This is a genomic window from Rhodococcus sp. NPDC056743 (assembly GCF_042790355.1).
In the GTDB taxonomy this organism is placed as follows: Bacteria; Actinomycetota; Actinomycetes; order Mycobacteriales; family Mycobacteriaceae; genus Rhodococcus_F.
This window is the reverse complement of sequence record NZ_JBHTZI010000029.1, coordinates 1-1,953: the sequence shown is the minus strand read 5'-3', so window position 1 is coordinate 1,953 and position 1,953 is coordinate 1. Positions and strand designations below refer to the sequence as shown.

Sequence of the window (1,953 nt, the reverse complement as noted above, 5' to 3'; positions counted from 1 at the left end):
CTGTAGTCGGTCCCAAGGGTTGGGCTGTTCGCCCATTAAAGCGGTACGCGAGCTGGGTTCAGAACGTCGTGAGACAGTTCGGTCCCTATCCGTCGTGGGCGTAGGAAATTTGAGAGGAGCTGTCCTTAGTACGAGAGGACCGGGATGGACACACCGCTGGTGTACCAGTTGTCTTGCCAAAGGCATCGCTGGGTAGCTATGTGTGGACGGGATAAGTGCTGAAAGCATCTAAGCATGAAGCCCCCCTCAAGATGAGATTTCCCATAGCGCAAGCTAGTAAGATCCCTGAAAGATGATCAGGTTGATAGGTCAGAGGTGGAAGCGTGGCGACATGTGTAGCTGACTGATACTAATCGATCGAGGACTTAACCAAACTTTAAAAGCATAAGCTTTACTCAGCGAACTGTTACCTAGTTTTGAGAGAACAATCTCTTGTCTGGTGGCGATAGCGAAGAGGTCACACCCGTTCCCATACCGAACACGGAAGTTAAGCTCTTTAGCGCCAATGGTAGTTGGGACTTTGTCCCTGTGAGAGTAGGACGTTGCCAGGCTGTTATTATTCCGCAGTAGCTCAGTGGTAGAGCTATCGGCTGTTAACCGATCGGTCGTAGGTTCGAATCCTACCTGTGGAGCCATTGCTTCCATAGCTCAGCAGGTAGAGCACTTCCATGGTAAGGAAGAGGTCAGCGGTTCGAGCCCGCTTGGAAGCTTATCTAAATACGTTGATCTGAAGCAGTTTCCGCGCGTTATGGAACTGTTATTTTTTGTTTAGTTCAGTAAATATCTGTTGCTGATTGTACCAGTTAAGGTATAGGTATTTAGCGCGTCTTCTGATGAAGCCTTTCTTCAAGGATGCAAAAGAGATTAACATAATTAATTGTTAAACGGTATTGACTTTTATCAAAACCTTGATATAATTACTTTTGTCATAATGAACAGTATGCTTTAGATTAGTCTGCGGGTTATACCGTTTGGAGTTTTACTGAATAAATAACAATACAGTTTTTGGTTATCTGATGCTGTATTCTGGCTGTACATTACATTTTTACTTGCGGAAGTAGTTCAGTGGTAGAACACCACCTTGCCAAGGTGGGGGTCGCGAGTTCGAACCTCGTCTTCCGCTCCAACTATACTATACCATCCATGCCGGGGTGGTGGAATTGGCAGACACACAGGACTTAAAATCCTGCGGTAGGTGACTACCGTGCCGGTTCAAGTCCGGCCCTCGGCACTATTTTGCGCCCGTAGTTCAATTGGATAGAGCGTTTGACTACGGATCAAAAGGTTAGGGGTTCGACTCCTCTCGGGCGCGCCATAAACGGGAAGTAGCTCAGCTTGGTAGAGCACATGGTTTGGGACCATGGGGTCGCAGGTTCGAATCCTGTCTTCCCGACCAATATTTTGGGGCCTTAGCTCAGCTGGGAGAGCGCCTGCTTTGCACGCAGGAGGTCAGCGGTTCGATCCCGCTAGGCTCCACCAATCGGAATTTTGAACTTTGAAAACTGAACAAAGCGACAAACGTCAACGTTAAATTTTATTTTTTAAATTGAGCAAGTCAAACATTTCTTCGGAGAGTTTGATCCTGGCTCAGGACGAACGCTGGCGGCGTGCCTAATACATGCAAGTCGAGCGAACTGATTAGAAGCTTGCTTCTATGACGTTAGCGGCGGACGGGTGAGTAACACGTGGGCAACCTGCCTGTAAGACTGGGATAACTTCGGGAAACCGAAGCTAATACCGGATAGGATCTTCTCCTTCATGGGAGATGATTGAAAGATGGTTTCGGCTATCACTTACAGATGGGCCCGCGGTGCATTAGCTAGTTGGTGAGGTAACGGCTCACCAAGGCAACGATGCATAGCCGACCTGAGAGGGTGACCGGCCACACTGGGACTGAGACACGGCCCAGACTCCTACGGGAGGCAGCAGTAGGGAATCTTCCGCAATGGACGA

The 1,953-nt window shown here is 48.6% G+C and carries 7 tRNA genes and 3 rRNA genes; all 10 read left to right on the top strand.

Annotation, left to right across the window (positions count from 1 at the left end):
* Positions 1-373: ribosomal RNA gene (locus tag ACFRFQ_RS30570) — 23S ribosomal RNA — on the top strand; the annotation flags it as partial.
* Between the two features lie 62 nt (positions 374-435).
* Positions 436-551, top strand: a 5S ribosomal RNA gene (gene rrf / locus ACFRFQ_RS30565).
* Positions 552-560: 9 nt separating this feature from the next.
* A tRNA-Asn gene (locus ACFRFQ_RS30560) sits at positions 561-635 on the top strand.
* A gap of 2 nt (positions 636-637) precedes the next feature.
* Positions 638-710: transfer RNA gene (locus ACFRFQ_RS30555), tRNA-Thr, on the top strand.
* Positions 711-1,051: 341 nt separating this feature from the next.
* A tRNA-Gly gene (locus ACFRFQ_RS30550) sits at positions 1,052-1,126 on the top strand.
* A gap of 19 nt (positions 1,127-1,145) precedes the next feature.
* A tRNA-Leu gene (locus tag ACFRFQ_RS30545) sits at positions 1,146-1,231 on the top strand.
* A 7-nt stretch (positions 1,232-1,238) separates the two neighbouring features.
* Positions 1,239-1,315, top strand: a tRNA-Arg gene (locus ACFRFQ_RS30540).
* 4 nt (positions 1,316-1,319) lie between these two features.
* Positions 1,320-1,396, top strand: a tRNA-Pro gene (locus ACFRFQ_RS30535).
* Positions 1,397-1,403: 7 nt separating this feature from the next.
* A tRNA-Ala gene (locus ACFRFQ_RS30530) sits at positions 1,404-1,479 on the top strand.
* Positions 1,480-1,564: 85 nt separating this feature from the next.
* A 16S ribosomal RNA gene (locus tag ACFRFQ_RS30525) occupies positions 1,565-1,953 on the top strand; the annotation flags it as partial.